The 16,472-nt window shown below is 72.4% G+C and carries 14 protein-coding genes and 1 riboswitch; of the genes, 3 read left to right on the plus strand and 11 right to left on the minus strand.

The window, feature by feature from the left end; all coding sequences use genetic code 11:
• Positions 1 to 63: 63 nt before the first annotated feature.
• The 4 genes from WMF28_RS29005 to WMF28_RS29020 form a co-directional block, all read right to left on the minus strand.
• Positions 64 to 654 carry a hypothetical protein gene (locus WMF28_RS29005; RefSeq protein ID WP_437596574.1) on the minus strand — a complete coding sequence of 197 codons (591 nt, stop codon included), beginning with the start codon at positions 652 to 654 and terminating at the stop codon, positions 64 to 66.
• A gap of 322 nt (positions 655 to 976) precedes the next feature.
• A complete protein-coding gene (locus WMF28_RS29010; protein ID WP_437596575.1) occupies positions 977 to 1,675 on the minus strand; it encodes a hypothetical protein in 699 nt (232 codons plus the stop codon).
• Positions 1,672 to 2,919, minus strand: coding sequence for an MbnH family di-heme enzyme (locus WMF28_RS29015; protein WP_437596576.1), 1,248 nt, complete (start codon positions 2,917 to 2,919; stop codon positions 1,672 to 1,674). The genes WMF28_RS29010 and WMF28_RS29015 overlap by 4 nt, the downstream gene beginning before the upstream one ends.
• Before the next feature lie 5 nt (positions 2,920 to 2,924).
• The gene (locus WMF28_RS29020) at positions 2,925 to 3,890 is read right to left on the minus strand and encodes an MbnP family copper-binding protein (RefSeq protein ID WP_437596577.1); all 966 of its coding nucleotides are present in this window, start codon (positions 3,888 to 3,890) and stop codon (positions 2,925 to 2,927) included.
• Between the two features lie 307 nt (positions 3,891 to 4,197).
• On the opposite strand from WMF28_RS29020, the gene WMF28_RS29025 reads away from it, so the two are divergent.
• The 3 genes from WMF28_RS29025 to WMF28_RS29035 are packed head-to-tail and all read left to right on the plus strand — an operon-like array spanning position 4,198 to position 8,062.
• A complete protein-coding gene (locus WMF28_RS29025) occupies positions 4,198 to 6,300 on the plus strand; it encodes a TonB-dependent receptor (RefSeq protein ID WP_437596578.1) in 2,103 nt (700 codons plus the stop codon).
• An 8-nt stretch (positions 6,301 to 6,308) separates the two neighbouring features.
• A complete protein-coding gene (locus WMF28_RS29030; protein WP_437596579.1) occupies positions 6,309 to 7,202 on the plus strand; it encodes a hypothetical protein in 894 nt (297 codons plus the stop codon).
• Positions 7,199 to 8,062 (plus strand): hypothetical protein, encoded by an 864-nt coding sequence (locus WMF28_RS29035; RefSeq protein WP_437596580.1) that lies wholly within the window; start codon positions 7,199 to 7,201, stop codon positions 8,060 to 8,062. Before WMF28_RS29030 ends, WMF28_RS29035 begins: the two co-directional genes overlap by 4 nt.
• A 180-nt stretch (positions 8,063 to 8,242) precedes the next feature.
• Here the strand turns inward: WMF28_RS29035 and WMF28_RS29040 are convergent, their stop codons facing one another.
• The 7 genes from WMF28_RS29040 to WMF28_RS29070 all read right to left on the minus strand — a co-directional run bounded on the left by WMF28_RS29040 (position 8,243) and on the right by WMF28_RS29070 (position 16,461).
• Entirely contained in the window at positions 8,243 to 9,997 is a 1,755-nt protein-coding gene (locus WMF28_RS29040; protein ID WP_437596581.1) for a protein kinase domain-containing protein, read from the minus strand.
• Between the two features lie 63 nt (positions 9,998 to 10,060).
• Positions 10,061 to 11,308 carry an NAD(P)/FAD-dependent oxidoreductase gene (locus WMF28_RS29045; protein WP_437596582.1) on the minus strand — a complete coding sequence of 416 codons (1,248 nt, stop codon included), beginning with the start codon at positions 11,306 to 11,308 and terminating at the stop codon, positions 10,061 to 10,063.
• Between the two features lie 68 nt (positions 11,309 to 11,376).
• Positions 11,377 to 12,141: a class I SAM-dependent methyltransferase gene (locus tag WMF28_RS29050; protein WP_437596583.1), complete on the minus strand. Its 765-nt coding sequence runs from the start codon at positions 12,139 to 12,141 to the stop codon at positions 11,377 to 11,379.
• Between the two features lie 80 nt (positions 12,142 to 12,221).
• Positions 12,222 to 13,247 (minus strand): dipeptidase, encoded by a 1,026-nt coding sequence (locus tag WMF28_RS29055; RefSeq protein ID WP_437596584.1) that lies wholly within the window; start codon positions 13,245 to 13,247, stop codon positions 12,222 to 12,224.
• A gap of 57 nt (positions 13,248 to 13,304) precedes the next feature.
• On the minus strand, positions 13,305 to 13,622 hold the full coding sequence (gene sugE, locus WMF28_RS29060) for a quaternary ammonium compound efflux SMR transporter SugE (RefSeq protein WP_437596585.1): 318 nt from the start codon (positions 13,620 to 13,622) through the stop codon (positions 13,305 to 13,307).
• A gap of 19 nt (positions 13,623 to 13,641) precedes the next feature.
• A riboswitch (guanidine-III (ykkC-III) riboswitch) is annotated at positions 13,642 to 13,707 on the minus strand.
• A 91-nt stretch (positions 13,708 to 13,798) separates the two neighbouring features.
• Positions 13,799 to 15,223, minus strand: coding sequence for a pectate lyase family protein (locus tag WMF28_RS29065; protein WP_437596586.1), 1,425 nt, complete (start codon positions 15,221 to 15,223; stop codon positions 13,799 to 13,801).
• 326 nt (positions 15,224 to 15,549) lie between these two features.
• Positions 15,550 to 16,461, minus strand: coding sequence for a LysR family transcriptional regulator (locus tag WMF28_RS29070; protein ID WP_437596587.1), 912 nt, complete (start codon positions 16,459 to 16,461; stop codon positions 15,550 to 15,552).
• Positions 16,462 to 16,472: the final 11 nt, after the last annotated feature.

The raw sequence follows: 16,472 nt of genomic DNA on the forward strand, positions 1-16,472 counted from the left end.
TGTCCCATCGTTCGTCTCCGGACCTCCGCGCCCGCACCCGCTCACCGGAGCGGCGCCGTCGCCTCACGCGGCCTCGTCCGAGCGGCGCTCCGTCTTCTGGTACCGCTCGGACTCCGCGGCTCCCTCGCGCGTCGGCGTGTCCGGCGCGCCCGCGTCGATGCTGTCGGCCCACATGGCGGCGAGCTCGCGCTCGAGCAGGTTGCTCAGCTCGCTCCGCGTACGCCGCGTCTCGTCGAGGAACGATTTGGACTGCTCGAGCAGCTGTTGCCGGAGCTCGCGCTGCGTGCGCTCCACGAGATCTTCCAGCCGCTGGACCCGCTGATCGAGCAGCTCGAGCGCCTCGCGCGAATCGCGCGCGACGTTGCCGAGCGCGCCGGCGCTGGCCGCGCGGTGGGCCTCGGTCGACGCGCTGAGCGCCTCGATCTCCCTGCGCACGTGCGCCTCCAGCACGTCCAGGCGCCGTCGCGCCTCGATCCGGAGCTCCTCCGCCTGGGCGGCGACCTGAGCGTCGGTGTGCGAGAGCCGGCGAGCGAGCTCGCGGAGCTGGGCGCCGCACAGGATGTCGCGCACCTGCTCCAGGCTGTTGGTGATCGCGGACTCCGCGTGCCCTGCGCTTGCATCGAGCTCCGTCCGCCCGCTCGTCCTCATGGTCATGATGAAGATCCCCCGACGCGCTACATGGGTCAGCGCCGCGGCTGCTGGTAGCCCTCGGGAGGGCGTCGGGGCTGGCCACACAGCGCGGGCCGAGAAGCCGCTCGGCCGCTCCGGGGCGGCGCACGGGGGCTCCCGGAGCGCGGGAAGATGCGTGCGCGCGGGGACGGACCACCCTCCTGCGCGACGGAGGGCCTCCGGGCCGCCACGGAGGCCCTCAGGGCGTCACGGAGAGGCCCTCAGCCTCCAGGGCGCCACCGGACCCTCAGGGCGCCACGGAGGCCCTCAGGGCGCCACGGAGGCCCTCAGGGCGCCACGGAGGCCCTCAGGGCGCCACGGAGAAGGAGACCGGCTCGCCGGGGAACGGTCCGCCGCCCTGCACGATGCGGTTGTTCTCGAACACCGCGTTGATCACGCTGGCGGTGATCGGCGCGCCGGCAGCGCGGAGCTTTTCCCAGGCCGCCGCGTCCGGCGTGTAGCTCAGCTTCGTCGTGAACACCCGGAGCAGCCCGTCGCGCTCTGCAGTCGAGAAGACAAGGAAGTAGGCGCGCCCGTTGATGGGCGTCCCGTGCGCCCGCGCCGCGCGCACCGGCCCGAGGAGCGCGCCGACCTCCGCCCAGAGCGCCCCCCCCGCCGCGCCGAAATCCCCCGCCCCCGCCGCGGCGCCCGCGAACCGCAGCGCCGGCGCGGCCCGAGGGGCCGTCCACTGCGCCGCGCCCGCGACATGGAAGGTCAGCTCCGGCGCGGCGTCGCCAGCGAGCGTCGCGCCCTCCGCGGGCGCGTCGAACACCGTCCCCTGCGACGGCTCGTCCTTCGGCTCCGCCGCGAGCAGCGCGAGCAGCGCCTCGTCGGTCGCGCCGCCCTCGTAGATGACGTCGTCCAGGTCCGGTCCGGACGATGTCCCGCTCGACGTGTCCCCGTGGTCGTGGTCGTGGCCGCACGCGCCGGCGTACATCGCGGCCGACACGAGCGCCGCCAGCGCGGGGACGAGGAGCGCCCTCTGGAGGATGGGGGCCCGGCTCACGGCGCCTCCGCCCACGGATCCGCGTAGCGCGGGTCCTTCAGAAACGCATCGTCGGTCAAGCTCTGCAAGAAGGCGATCACGTCTGCTTTCTCCTCTGCTGTGAGATCGAACCCGGTGATGAGCTCGCTCTTGAACTTGTTCTCGCTCCCCACACCGGCGTTGGGGCCGTCCTCGATCGTGCGCCCTCCCGCGGCGTAATGGTCGAGCACCTCCTCGAGCGTCGCGACGCTGCCGTCGTGCATGTACGGCGCCGTGAGGGCGATGTTGCGCAGCGTGGGCGCGCGGAACCGGCCCATGTCCGCCTCGTTGCCGGAGATCTCGTAGACCCCGGCGTTGCCCTCGGGGTAATCCCCGCTCCCGCCGATGTTGTAGAGACCCGTGTTGTGGAACATCACCTCCGTGAAGGTGGTCCCGTCGTGCTGCACCGAGTCCGACAGGTTGAAGCCGCCATGGCAGTGGAAGCACTCGAGCTTCTCGGAGAAGAAGAGATCCATGCCGCGCAGCGCCGCGTCCGGCATCCCCGAAGGGTCGCCGTCGTAGCGGTACCGGTCGTAGGGCGAGCGGTACGAGAGCAGCGACCGCTCGAACGCCGCGATCGCCTTCGTGATGTTGGCGAGGTCGATGGGGGCCTCGTCGCCGGGGAAGGCCGCGGGGAAGAGCTCCTGGTACAGCGGCTCGCCCCGGAGCCGCTCGAACAGCTCTTCTTCCATGCCCACGAGCCCGAGCTCGACAGGCGTCTCGCCGAACATGGGAAGGAGCGCCTGCTCCTCGAGCGTGTCGAGGAGCGGGTTCCCCCAGGTCAGCGTCGTGAGGTAAGCGACGTTGACCAGGGCCATCGAGCCGCGCGAGTGCAGCTGGCCGGTCGACCCCTTGGCGCTCGCGAGGCCGTCGGTGAACGCGAGCTCCTGGACATGGCACGAGCCGCAGGAGTACGTGCCGTTGCCGGACAGGCGCCTGTCGTAGAACAGCCGCCTGCCGAGCTCGACCTTGACCGACGACATCGGGTTGTCCTGGGGGACCTTCGGCACGGGAAAGCCCGGCGGCAGCCCCCATACGTACGGGCCCGCGTCGCCTCCCCCGCCATGTCCACCATCGCCCCCGCCCTGGCCGCCGGCGCCCTCCCCCGAAGGCCCGCCCGCGCCCGGCGAGACGTCGCCACAGGCACAGGCGAGGGCCGCCAGCGCGGCCAGGGCAGAGGAGAGCGCGGAGCGGCGGAGGGCGGTCACCAGAGCGAACATCGTCATGGCTCCTAGTCTATCCTGAAGAACGACTGCTGCTCGGGGCGCGGCGAGCCGTCGGCGGTGTCGATGCCGAGGTGGAGGAACAGCGGCGGACAGTCGGGATCCGTCGCGTCGGACATGCAGCCAGGCGTGCCGCCGGCGTTCCCCGACACGTCGGTGTCCGAAACGAGCGCCGCATAGTCGACGAGCACCTTCGTCGTGAGCGGATCGATGTCCTGGATGACGATCTCGGCCACGTTGGGGCGGTCGCACGCGGTCACCTCGCCGCCCTCGCCGGCGACGCAGCCGGTGCTCCCGATGTGCACGATGAAGGGGATCGCGCCCACCTCGGAGACGCTGTCGATGCGCAGGAACTTGTACCCGGCCTGCCAGCTCCAGAACAGCCCGGTCAGGTTGAGCGGCGACGGCGCGACCGAAGCGTCGCCGTGGTTGAGCTCGAACGGGACGCCGAGCTTGAACGACAGGCCATCGTACTCCCCGGCCGGAACCGTCCCGCGCACGAGCCCGTTCGTCTCCTGCGTCCCGTTGGCGCAGCTGCCCGACCTGTCCTCGAAATCGAGGAGCACGACGTTCTCGTGCTGCCACAGCCCGTCCTGTTCGAGCGAGAGCGGCACCTCCTCGCCGTCCGCGCGGCGCAGGCGTACATCGTGAATGTACAGGCGGAAGTCGTTGAGCTTCACGTCCGTCGCCGCGGTGCCGACAGCGTACGTGTCGCTGCAGGAGAACACCTCGTCACGGACGCGGCCCTCGAACTGCAGCTCGACAGCGACCGCCGCGTCGCCGCCCCCGGCCCCGCCGCCGCCTGCCTCGCCGCTCCCCCCCTCGCCGCCGGCCCCGCCGCCGGCGGCGCCCGTCGAGGTCGATGATGTGCCATCGGCGGGGCTCCCCCCACCATCGCTGCCGCACGCCGTGAGCGAGAGCGCCGCCCCGACCAGCGGGAACAAGAGCCATGACGCACGAAGACCGCGTTTCATGAGAGTCCTCCTGAGGAACCAAGGAACGATGCGCGCCACGATAGGCCGCGTCATCACCAACCTGAATGCGACATCTTGTCGCGACCGCTGTCGCGCTCCGCTCCATCCCACGAATCGAGCGGGCATCGAAAAATAGCTCCTGCTCGTCCCGGTGCGGCGCCCCGCGGCCAGCGACAAGGAACGCCGCGGACACCCCGCGCCGGCCGCCTGAAACCTCTAGCAGGCGCGCCGGTGGGATCCCAGGCGAGCGAGCGCATCCAGCCGCGTAGCACGAATTCAGAAAAACGTGCTACGTAGCGGTCCCGCTGTGATCCTCTCCCTGCGCACGGCGCTCGCGCCGCTCCTTATCACCACGGCCGCCGTCCCGGCGCGCGCCGGTGACGCCGCCGCCCCTCCGCCGCCCGCGGCGGCCGAGGCCGCGACCGGCGACGCCGCGCCGATCGCGGTCGTTGTGCAGGGCGCGCCGCCGCCGCGCAGCGCCTCCGAGGCGGTGCGGGAGCGGGCCGAGGTGCGGGCCGCGCCCCACCGCACCGCGAGCGACGTGCTGCAGCTCGTGCCGGGCGTGTTCGCCGCCCAGCACAGCGGCGAGGGCAAGGCCCACCAGATCTTCTTCCGCGGCTTCGACGCGGTCCACGGGCAGGACCTCGAGATCTGGATCGCGGGCGCGCCGGTCAACGAGGTGTCCAACGTCCACGGGCAGGGCTACGCCGATCTCCACTTCGTGATGCCCGAGGTGATCCGCGAGCTCCGCGCGCAACCCGGGTCGTACGATCCGCGCCAGGGGGACTTCGCCGTCGCCGGCACCGTGCGCCTCGAGCTCGGCTACGACGAGCCGGGGATCACCGCCACCGCCTCCGCCGGCTCGTTCGGCGCGCGCCGGCTCTTCCTCGCCTACCACCCCGAGCACGCCGAGGAGACAACGTTCGCCGCGTTCGAGGCGTACACGACCGACGGCTTCGGCCCCGCCCGCGCCGCGAGCCGGACCTCGGCCATCGCGCAGGGCGTCTACGAGCCCCTCGCGGGGGTCCGCGCGCGCGTGATGGTGTCGGCGTTCGCCTCGCGCTTCGGCTCCGCCGGCGTGCTGCGCCTCGACGACCTCGAGGCGGGCAAGGTCGACCGCTTCGCCTCGTACGACCCGGATCAGGGCGGCGACTCGTCGCGCGCGCAGCTCGTCGTCGACCTGCGCTCGTCCGGCGGCGACGCCGCCCGCGGCGAGGGCCTCTCGCTCGCGCCGTTCGTCGTGCTGCGCGCGCTCCGCCTGCGCTCGAACTTCACCGGCTACCTCGCGGATCCGACCTCCGGCGACGCCACCCAGCAGCTCAACGAGGCGATCACGGCGGGCGCGACCGCCTCGTACCGGCTCAGGTTCCCGGTGCTGTCGGAGCGCGACACGTTCGAGGCGGGCGTCGTCGCGCGCACCGACTGGATCGAGCAATCGCAGCGGCGCCTCGCGGCCGTCGACGGCCGGCCGACCGCGACGCTCGTCGACGCGAAGGTCCGCGCGACAGACCTCGCCGGCTACCTCGACGCGTCGATCCGGCCGGCGCGGCGGGTCACGGTGCGCGGCGGGCTGCGCGCCGACGGGCTCGCCTACCAGGTCGTCGACCATGCCGGCGAGGGCGCGCAGGCGCGCAGCGCGCAGGGCGTCCACGTGGGCGGCAAGGGCACGATCGACGTGACGCTGCTCCCCGGGCTGCACGCGCTCGCCAGCGCGGGCCAGGGGTTCCGCTCGCCCCAGGCGCGCAGCCTCGGCGAGGGCGAGCGGACCCCCTTCACGCGCGCGCTCTCCGCAGAGGCCGGGCTCCGCTACGCGGACGAGCTCGTGAGGGCGTCGGCGGCGCTGTTCCACGCGCGCCTCAGCGAGGATCTCGTCTTCGACGAGGCGACCGGCCGCAACGAGCCCGTCCCCGCCACGGCCCGCACCGGGGTGGCCCTCGACGCTGTCGCGCGCCCCGCGCCGTGGCTCGTGTCGAGCGTCGGCCTGACCTACACCCGGGCCGCCTTCACCGCCGCGGGCGGGCGCCACGCGGCGGGCGATCTCCTCCCGTTCGTGCCGCAGGTCGTCGCGCGCGCCGATCTCGCGGTGACGCCGCGCCTCGGCGCGCTGTTCGGCCGGCGCCTCGAGGCCCGCGCGGGCGCCGGCGCGACGCTGCTCCACGGACGCCCGCTGCCGTACGGAGAGCTCGGGCGCGACGCGCTCCTCACCGACGTGACGGCGCACGTCCGCTACCACCGCGTCGAGCTCGGGCTCGACGTCTACAACCTCCTCGACGCGGCCTGGTTCGACGGCGAGTTCGTCTACCCGTCGAGCTTCACCCGGGGCGCGGCGCCCGACCTCCTGCCCGCGCGGCACGTGACGGTCGGCGCCCCGCGCAGCTTCCTCGTCTCGCTCTCGCTCTTTCTCGGATGAGGTCCTCGATGACATCCACCACAGCACACGAAAGGCCCCGCCGGCGCGCCGCGCTCGCCGCGGCGGGGCTCCTCGCCGCGGGCGCGCTCGCCGCCGGGTGCGGCGCCGCGGGCGGCGACTCGACCGCCGGCAAGCGCCTCACGCTCGCGACCGAGATCGCCGCCGACGCGGCGCCGGCCGAGCCGTTCACGAACGCGCTCGGCTGGACGATCACCCTGTCGAAGGCGCACCTGTCGGTCGGGCCGCTCTACTACTTCGAGGGCGCGCCGTTCACGGCGCTGCGCGCGGCGCCGGGCCGCGGCGGCGCGCCCTCGCTGCTCGACCGGCTCGCCCGGTGGGCCGTTCCGGAGGCGCACGCCCACCCGGGCCATTATCGAGCCGGCGAGGCGAGGGGCCAGATGACGCAGCCCACCTCGGTCGACCTGCTGGAGGGGGCGACCGCGCTCGCGGACGCCGACGCGGTGAGCGGCGTCGTGCGATCCGCGCGCTTCACGTTCGGCGCGCCGGCAGCGGGCCCGTTCGCCGCGGAGCTCGACGGGCACGTCGTCGCCCTCGAGGGCCGCGCCGAGAAGGGCGACGTCGCGCGCGTGTTCCGCGCGCGCGCCCTGCTCGCGGACGTCGTCAGCGACGCGACCGGCGAGCCGGCGGTGGAGGGGTGCGTCTTCGAGGAGATCTACCTCGACGGGCCCGGCGTCGTCACGCTCGTGGTCAAGCCGGCGGTCTGGCTCGACCAGGTCGACTTCGAGGACGTGGCCGTGAGCGACGACGGCGCGCCGGCCGATCTCGAGCCGGAGAGCCAGGCCCGGCGCGGCTTCGCGCGGGGCCTCAAGAAGGGGACGGCCTACGCGCTCTCGTTCGCGCCCGGCGCCCCGCAAGAGCAAGAGAAAGCGAAGGAGCGATGAGGATCACCGGAGGAATGTACGCGGCGACGCTGTCGCTCGCCGCGACGGCGCTCGCCGGCTGCGGCGATGACGGCGCGTCGGGGGCCGGGAGCGTGGCGTTCTCGACGTGGGGAGAGGAGTACATCGAGCAGGAGATCCCGGCCGCGGATCTCGAGGACGGCTGGAGCGTCCGGTACGAGAAGTTCCTGTTCGTCCTCCGGAACGTGACCGTCGCCGATCGCGAGGGGAACGTCGGTGCGCGGATGGAGGGCTCGATCCTGTACGACCACACGAAGCCCGGCGTGAAGCCGGTGGTGACGTTCGAGGGCCTCGAGGCGAAGCCCTGGGAGCGCGTCTCCTACGAGATCGGCCCGGTGGACGCGGACACCGCGCTCGACGGGGCGACCGAGGAGGACAAGGCGCTGATGCTGGCAGCGGGCGCGTCGGTGCACATCGAGGCGATCGCGCGGAAGGGGGACGGGGGCGACGAGAAGCGCCTCGACTGGACCTTCTCGCTCGCGACGCGCTACGCCGACTGCCAGGGCGAGAAGGCCGGCAAGGAGACCGAGGGCGTCCTCGTCACGAACGGCGGCACCGACACCGTGGAGCTCACGATCCACGGCGACCACTTCTTCTACGACGACCTCCAGTCCGCGGCCGCTTCGCGCCGCTTCGCGCCGATCGCCGCCGCGGACGCCGACGGCGACGGCGCCGTCACCCTGGAGGAGCTCGCCGCGGTGCGCCTCGTCGCGATCCAGGAGGGCGGCTACGGCACGGGCAGCGCCGGAAATATCAATGATCTCGGTGCGTTCGTCGCGGCGCTCTCGGGCACGCTCGGGCACTTCCGCGGCGAGGGCGAGTGCGTCTCCGAGGGCCCGTGACCGGGCCGGCCGGCGGCTAGAGCGACAAACGGGTTGAAACTGCCTGAAAAGAGCAGAATTTCGAACCGCCAAGGCGCCAAGGACGCCAAGAAGAGAACAAATTCTTGGCGTCCTTGGCGCCTTGGCGGTCCATTTCTCGGTCGCGCAACGTGATCGGTGCTCTAGCTCGGCCCGCGGAGCTCACTCGATCGCGACGGTCGTCGAGACCTCCTGGAGCTCGTTCCCGTCGAACGGCGGCACCCGCGTGGAGCCGAGCACCATGTGCACGCAGCTCCCGGCCGGGGTCATCGCGACCCTCGGATCGATCCCGATGCGCTGCACCGCGCCCGCGGGGTTGAAGAACACACGCGCCGTCACCGCCTTCGGCCCCTCCCTGCCCTTGCAGTGGACCGGCGCGGTCGACCCCTTGCGTTGCAGCGCGGCGTGGGCCGCCGCGTGATCGAACGGCCTCGCCGCGCTCGGCTGCGCCGTGGTCGCGGGCGCGCCGCCTTCGCGCGAGGGGCGCGGGGCCTTCGGCAGGAGCACCGGCCCGTGGCGAGGGCCGGGCGCCGGCTGCTGGGCGTCCGCGCCGTCCGCGCCGGCGGCCGGCGCCGGCGGGCGCGCCTCGTCGCCGCGGCCCGTGCTGACCACCATGGGGTGCGCCGGCGCGGGCAGGCGCTGCACCAGCTCGACATCGCGCGGCGTGCGGCCGGTGGCGAACGCGAGCGCCGCCGCCGCCGCGGCGCCGCCGAGCAGGCCGCCCGCGAGGAGCAGCATGGGCCTCCACCAGGCCGGCCGCGGGGGGGCTTCCGCCGGCGCGCTGCTCGCCAGGGCCGGCGCGCTCGCCGGCGGAGAGGACGCGCCCTGCCGCGACCGATCCGCCGGCTGCGAGGAAGGCGGCGCACCCCAGCGCGCGCCGGGGGCCGCTGACGGCGGACGCTGCGCGTCGGCGGCCACCTCGGTCGGGCCGGTCATCGAGAGGCGCGAGGCCGTCCCCGCCGCCGTGACAGCCGCCGCCGCGATGCCGGGCGGCGCCACCGAGATCGCGGCGCCGCGCGGGTCGACGAAGAGCGCCGGCCCGAGCGCGTCGAACGCCTCCTGCGCCGTCTGGAAGCGCTGCGACGGTTCGCGCGCGAGGCAGCGCGCGAACCAGGCGTCGAACGGGTGCACGATGCTGCCGGCACTCCCGAGCGCCGTCGCGCGCGTCGAGGCCGGGTCGATCGGCTCGAAGAGGATCTCGCGGAGCAGCACGGGCATCGCGGTGCCCATCGGGTCGTTCGCGGCGCGCCAGTACGTGCGGCCGGTGAGCATCGCGAAGGCGATGAGCCCGAGCGCCCACACGTCGGTCGCCGGCGCGATCTGCCCGCGCGTTTCCGTCTGCTCGGGCGCCATCCAGAGCGGCGTGCCGAGCGACGCGGTCGCCATCGTGCTCGCCTCCGCGGCGATCTTCGCGATGCCGAAGTCGAGGACCTTGACCGACCACGGCGCCGTCGCGCTGTGCGTCTTCGCGAGGAAGACGTTCTGCGGCTTCATGTCCCGATGGACCACGCCCGCCCGGTGGGCGGCGCCGAGCGCGTGGCAGAGCTGCTGGAAGATCTCGTGCACCTCCTGGGGCGGGAGCGGGCCGCAGCGCTTCATGCGCTGCGCGAGGTCTTCCCCCTCGAGCAGCTCCATCGCGAGCCACGGCACGCCGCTCGCCGGGTCGATGCCGGCGCCGATCACCTGCACGATGTGATCGCTCTCGACCAGCGCGCCGACCCGCGCCTCCTGCTCGAAGCGCTCGCGCAGGCGGGTGTCCGCGCAGAGCTGGGGATGCATGAGCTTGAGGGCGCGCAGCTTGCCGGTGCTCGCCTGCTCGGCGATGTACACGGCGCCCATGCCCCCGGCGCTGAGAGGTCGAACGATCCGGAACTCTCCGAAGAGCATCCCGGCCGCCGGCTGAATCGGCGCGATCATGGCCGGCGATGCTAGCATGGTGCTGTCGAGGGGGGCCGGCGCGCACCGGCGCGGCGCGGGTCGCTACGGGTGCGCGCCATCGCCATCGCCATCCACGCCCCGCGGCGGGATCGACGCGACGAGACGCTCGATCCCGAGCCGGCCGACGACGAGCGCGCCCGTCGCCGCGGCGCGGAGCGCGTCGGGCGCCGGCTGAGGTCTGCCGGCGAAGTGGCGCATGCCGAAGCGCAGGAACGACGGCTCGCCGAGGAGATAGCGCTCGACGCGCTCCCGCGGCGCGCCGTAGAAGGCGCGCATCACCCGGCGGCGGAACCGGATGTCCAGACCGAGCAGCGAGCGCTCGACGCGCCGGGCCCAGTCGTGGAACCCGAGATCGCGGGCCTCGAGCTTCTCGGCGAGGTACTCGCCCGCGAGGGCGCCGTACGTGATCGCCTGGGCGATCCCCTCTCCCAGCATCGGATCGATGCCCGCGGCCTCGCCGACGAGCAGGACCGCAGGCCGCGCGACCGCGGCCCTCCGGTCGAGACCGCGCTCGGCGAAGCGCTTCCGCCGGTAGCGGTCCGGGTCGAGGCCGAGCGCCGCGAGCCGGCTCCGGAGGACGCGCTCGGCGTCGGGCGCGGGGCGCGCTGCGCCGAGGGCGCCCTCGTGCAGCACGTACGCTCCCCGGCAGACGAGCTCGCGCCCGCCCACGATCGTGGGAAAATCCCACAGATAGCCGGGGAACGAGCGGTCCCGCATCTCGAAGTGCAGGAGGTCGCGCGCCCGGTCCGCCGCGACGGGCTCGGTGTCGACCTCGACGGCCTGCGCGCGCAGCCTGCCGAACGGCAGCCCCATCGCGCGGCGAACGACGCTGCCGACCCCGTCCGCGCCGACGACGACGCGGCCGTCGAAGGCCCCGGCCGAGCTCTCGATCCGGGCGCCGTGGGGGCTCAAGGAGGCGCCGGTGACCCGCGCCCCCTCGACGATCCGGACGCCTCTCGCCCGCGCGGCGAGGGCGAGGGCGCGATCGAACTCGACGCGCCGGACGACGCGGCCGATGTTCCCCTCGCGGAGCGCGATCTCGCCGGTCTGGAACGCCGCGCTGACGCCGTGCACCACGACCGAGGGCACGTCGATCGTCACCCCGATCGCCGCGAGCGCCCTGTCCGCTCGCTCGCCGAGCCCCCCCGCGCAGCACTTGTCCCGCGGGTAGCGCTCCTTCTCGAGCACCACGATCCTGTCGGTGAGGGCCGGGCGATGGTGGGCAAGGAAGATCGCCGTGCTCAGGCCCGCCGGCCCGCCGCCGACGATCACGACTTCATGCGCCGACATGCGGCGCCGCTCTAGCACGGCGCACCCCGCAGCGGGCGCACGGGATGCTCGGCGGGCGCGCGGGACGCTCAGCGCCGCTCGTAGGAGGCCACGAGCGTCCGGTACGGAAAGAGGTACACGCTCTTGCCCGCGAGGTCCGGGTGGTTCCCGGCCAGCTCGCGGACATCGTTCAGGACCGCGTACCGCTCCTTCAGGGGGAGCGCGGAGATGTAGCTGGTCGAGGCGATGCGCTCGAGGAGCCCGTCGAGATCGAGCTCCTGCGTGTGGGTGAGCTCATGCTCCCGGATCGACGCGAAGAGGCGGGAGTCGGAGAAAGGCTGGCGCCAGGCCCCGAACCGGTGGACCGGAGCATCCCGGCCGTAGCGGTCGAGGATGTGGGAGATGCGAGCGACCCAGTCGACGCGCTCGTCCCGCAGGTTGAAGAGCAGGGAGAGGCGCCCCCTCGGCCGGAGCACCCGGTGGATCTCGGTGAGCGCGAGATCGCCGTGGAACCAGTGGAACGACTGCGCGGCGACCGCGGCGTCGACCGACGCCTCGGGCAGGGGGATCGCCTCGGCCACGCCGTCGAGCGGGATGGCCGACGGGACCATCTGGCCCAGCTTGCGGCGCATCCCCTCGACCGGCTCGAGCGCGAGGAGCCGGGCGCCCGTCGGCACGAGGAGGCGCGTGAGCTTGCCGGTCCCCGCGCCGAGATCGAGCACGGTGCTCGCGGCGTCGATGCGGAGGGTATCGAGCAGGAGCTCGATCGCGCCGCGCGGGTAGTCGGGGCGCCCCTTCTCATAAGCATCCGCTGCAGTGGCATAGCCCTGTGCAGCGAGGCGATGGAGAGTCATGGCCTGCATCCGCTCCGCGTGAGGATGAGTTCGTGCAGCGCCGGAGGGACCACCCACCCCGACGGCCCTGTCGAGCGAGACTACGCAGCCTGGAGCCTCGTTGGAAGTGGATTATCGCCCAAGGTGCGCATTACGTTATCACGCAGCAATTTGCCGATGACACGCTCGCTCAACCCAGCTTGGAGCAGCGCATCCGTCAAGAGCGGAAGATGGGCGGCATCGCACAGCTCTCGTGTGGGAACGATGAAGCCGTCCCAATCGGATCCAAGCGCGGGGGTGTCCTCGCCGGCAACGTTGATGATGTGCAGGAGGTGCTTGACCACGGGGGCGAGGCCGTTGCCGCCGAGGTAGAGCGGGCAAAAGATGATCCCGGCGCACCCGCCGCGGTCGGCGAGGGCGCGGAGCTGCTCGTCATCGATGTTGCGCCAGTGCTCGAACGCGCCGGCAACACCGGTGTGGCTGACCATGGGTGGCCGGCGCGCGAGCGCGCACGCCTCGAGGAAGCCAGCGCGGTTGATGTGCGCGAGGTCGACGATGACGCCGAGATCCTCGGCGCGGCGCACGACCTCGCGGCCGAAGGGGGTGAGGCCTTCGCCGTCCCTGCGCCCGCGGCCGTAGGCGGGATAGCACACGTCGTTGGCGCTGAAATGGCAGAGCCCGAGGTAGCGCACGCCGCGCCGCGCGAAGCGCTCGAGCGTGTCGAGGTCGCCCTCGAGGGCGTGCGCCCCCTCGATCCCGAGCAGCGCCGCGACGGCGCCGCGGGCGCTCGCCGCCTCGATGTCCTCGGCGGTGAGCGCCTTCGTGAGGCGGCCCGGCTGCGCGCGGACGGCCTGTTCCAGGAGGTCGATCTGCTCGTCGACGACGGCGGCGAGCCCGCGCCGCTGCCCGATGGGCACCGAGACCAGGCCGAAGAACTGCGCGCCGACGCCGCCCTCGACGAGGCGGGGGACATCGACGTGCCCGGCCAGGGCAGCGAGCGGCAGCGGCGGCTCGTGGCGCTCGTGCAGATCGTAGCCGACCCAGCGCGCCCACATGAGGCTGTCGGCGTGGAGATCGATGGCGGGGAACTGCGCGTGCAGGGCGCGGGCTTCGGGGGTTCCGTGCATGGAGAGGAGGTTAGTCGACCCGAGGCGGTCGGTCGTGCGCGCGGGAGCGGAGATCGCTCAGGCGCTCGACAGCTTGAGGCCGAGGATGGACACGACGAGCAACGCGAGGAAGCCGAGCCTCGCGGGCGTCGCAGGCTCGCCGAACAGAACGATGCCGGCGATCGCCGCCCCGAACGCCCCGATGCCGACCCAGACGGCGTAAGCCGTGCCGATGGGCAGGGTCCGCGACGCGGCCTCGAGGAGAACGAGGCTCGCGATGATCGCGGAGATCGTGAGCACGGTGGGCAGCGGGCGCGTGAAGCCGTGTGTGTACTTGAGCCCGATAGCCCAGCAGACTTCGAGCAGACCTGCGAACAGCAACAACAGCCAGGACAAGATGAATCTCCTCGTGGTGGCTGCGTCGTCTTGTCCTGACCGGGTACGGCGCGTCTCGTCCGGGACGCTCTCGTGGAGCGCCGCCGGGAACCTAGCAGGCGCAACGGGCTGCGCAACGAGCTGGGCGGCGACGCGGTGCGGCGCGGCTTGCTCGGCCTCTCACCCTGTCCGGTGTTCTAGTCGAGCTCGTCGCCCTGGGGCATCGCCAGGCTGCTCTCGGCATCGCTGATCAGCGCCGCGGCGAGCTCGTTGATGTACTCCTCGACCGCTGTGTATCCGGACGACATCACCTTGCTGTGATCGCCTGCGTTGGACGGGCTGAGGCCGCGCGCGCGCTCCCACGCGTCCGCCATGCCGTCGCCGTCGGCGTCGGCGGGCGCCTTCCCGGGGGTGAGCCCTTCCATCAGGTTCTTCGCGTAGCGAGCGCCCCACGCGCCGTCGCGGCGCTCGATGTTCTGAAGGACGCCTCTCGTCACGACGTCGTGCGGCAGCGCGCCCGCCTGCGCGAGGACGAGCCGAGCGGCGTCCGCCGCGCTGTGCGTCGTCACGGGGATGTACCCCGGGACGTCGCGCGAGAAGTTGAACTGCGACGACGCGCGGTGCGACTCGGGCTTGTTGAGACGGCTGAAGCTCGGGTGGAGGAACGGCTTCTGCCAGGGGTTGTTCACCACGCCCGTGAACCTGCCAGGATCGTCGATGTAGTTGTCGGCGAGGAAGTACTTGAGCCCCGCGCCGGCGCTGCCGTCGAAATAGAAGGGGATCAGCTGATCGCTCGGCCCCTTGATGTACGCGTTCCCCACGATGTTGAACTGGCCGCTCGCCCGGTTGTGATGCACGAACCCGTGCCTGACATTGTAAGCCACGTTGTTGCGGATATCGGCGGGGCCGTTCGCGACCGCCGGGCACCTCGCCTTGTGATGGGCGAACAGGTTGTGATGAATCGTGATCCGATGGCCATCAGGGCCGTTGATGAGACCGTAATTGTGCGCCCCCTCTGGATGGCCCGTGGTCGACGACGACTCGATGGTGGACCACTGCACCGTGACGTCATCCGCCTCATAGAGATCCAGGGTCTCGTCGACGCCCCAGGCGATGGAGACGTGATCGAGGATCAGCTTCGAGTTCAGCGAGAACTGCGCGCCGTCGAACTGCTCTCCGGCCGAGCCGCCGAACACAGGGCGGACTCGCAGGAATCTTACAATGACATTGTTGACCGCGTTCGAGTACCTGGAGAGGAGGCGGCCGCGCACGGTGATGCCCGCGCCCGGCGCCGTCTGGCCCGCGATCGTCACGTTTCCATTGCGGATGACGGCATCCCCTTCGATCACGCCGCTCACGTCGAAGACGATGATGCGCGGCCCGCTCGCGTCGAGGGCCGCCTGGAGGCTCCCCGCCCCGCTCGCCCGCAGGTTGGTGACCTTGATGACGCGCCCGCCGCGCCCGCCGGTCGCGACGGCGCCAAAGCCCTCTGCACCGGGAAACGCCGGGAGCGCGCTCGCCGGAGCCGACAGCGCCGTGAGCGCAGACACCGCCGCGATCACGCAGCCGAAGCGGCGAAGCCCCTGTGCTCCAATGGAAGAACAAGTAGGAAGGTATGTCATGACGTTCGCTCCCCTTTCGTACGTCTTAACCTCAAGCCGTAGTGTGATGACCCTACAGGACCGACTTCATCGACGGCAATCGACAATTGCCAATCCGTGCGACAGGGCACACCAAAAGCGATCTGGCGATTTCAACTCGCCAGATGAAGCGAGCTTGGTTATCCTGCACGTGAAGCGCACAGGCGGGCTCATGACATACCGAGACGCTCCCACCCGCGACGACAGCGGGCACACGCAAGAAGAACAAACACCGAACAACGCGCGCGCGGGGAGAGGAGATTGCCAGTCTCGACGACCGCGCAGATCGATTGAACACGCCCGCGCGCTCAGCGGTCGAGCGCGTCGAGGTGCGGAGAGAGCACCTCGGTGATCCAGCTCATCACCGCGCGCACGCGGCGCGGCACGCCCCTGCCGTGCGTGTGGAGGAGCGAGACCGGCATGGGCGCGCAGGTGAGGGCGGGCAGGACCTCGACGAGCACGCCCGCGGTGATGCTCTCGAGCACCCCTACCCGCGGCGCCTGGATGATGCCGAGGCCCGCCACGCACGCCGCGCGATAGGCGTCGGCGCCGTTGACCGTCACCACGCTGCGCATCGGCCGCTCGCGGTAGCCGCCGTCATCGGGGTACTCGAACGACGGCGCCTCGGCGCCGAGCGCCGACGAGTAATGCACGACGAGGTGCCGGTCGAGATCCTCGAGTCGACGGGGCGTGCCGTGCTTGCGCAGGTACGCCGGGCTCGCGCAGTTCATCATCCGCAGGACGCCGAGCCTGCGGCCGACGAGCTCCGCGTCGCCCGGCGCGCCGACGCGCACGACGCAGTCGAAGCCCTCGCGGAGCGGCGCGACGCGCCGGTCGGTCGTGCTGACGACCATCTCGAGCTCGGGGTGGCGCGCGAGCAGCTCGGGCAGGCGCGGGATGATGACGTTGCACGCGAAGTTCACCGGCAGATCGATCCGCACGCGCCCCCGCAGGGCCCTCGCCGACTGGAACATCCCGCCGATGTCGTCGGCCTCGAGCACGAGGCGGCGCGCCCGCGGGAGGAGCGCCTCCCCGTCCGGCGTGAGGCGCACGACGCGCGTCGAGCGCTGGAGGAGCCGGCTGCCGAGCTCCGCCTCGAGCGCCTTGAGCCGCAGCGACACGCGCGCCTTGGGCATCCCGAGGTGCTCGCCGGCGCGCGTGAAGCTCTCGAGCTCGGCCACCTTCACGAAGATCTTCAGCGACTCCAGGTCGACGCTCATTGTTTCGCCTG

Origin of the sequence: Sorangium sp. So ce590 (genome assembly GCF_051521365.1) — a bacterium.
In the GTDB taxonomy this organism is placed as follows: domain Bacteria; phylum Myxococcota_A; class Polyangia; order Polyangiales; family Polyangiaceae; genus Sorangium.